Genomic DNA, 513 nt, shown 5'->3' on the forward strand with positions numbered 1-513 from the left:
TGCAGCACCGTGTTCAGCGGCTCGCGCAGGTCGTGCGAGGCGATGCGAACGAACTGCTCCAGGCCGTCGTTGACCCGGTGCAGCTGGCGCGAGCGCGCCTGCAGCCGCTCGTTGAGGTCGAGCAGCCCGGCCTGCGCTGCGGCCAGCAGCTGCGGCGGCACCAGCGCCGCGGCATAGGCCAGGTAGACGAAGACCGACTCCCACGGCGCCAGCCGCGGCGGCGGCACGAAGACGCCGGTGCCGATCGCCAGCGCCGTGGTCAGCGACACCGCCAGCGTCAGCAGCAGGTGCGCCGGATACGACAGCAGAAAGGCGCCCAGCATCAGCGGCACCGTTAGGTAGATGAACGGGAACGGCAGCCGCGCCAGCGCCAGCAGCGTGATGCCGACGGCCAGCGGCAGCAGCACGACGATGCGGGTGTCCAGCAGCTGCGGCGCGAGCGCCTTCCAGCCCTGGCCGCAGACCAGGAAGGCCAGCGGCAGCACCGAGACCGCGCCGATCACCGAGCCCACG

The 513-nt window shown here is 72.1% G+C and carries 1 protein-coding gene; it reads right to left on the reverse strand.

Annotation, left to right across the window (positions count from 1 at the left end):
* The coding region (locus CLD20_RS20105; RefSeq protein WP_224408451.1) for a hypothetical protein at positions 1–513 on the reverse strand (513 nt) is incomplete at both ends.

Source organism: Afifella sp. IM 167, from assembly GCF_020144925.1.
GTDB lineage: Bacteria > Pseudomonadota > Alphaproteobacteria > Rhizobiales > Afifellaceae > Afifella.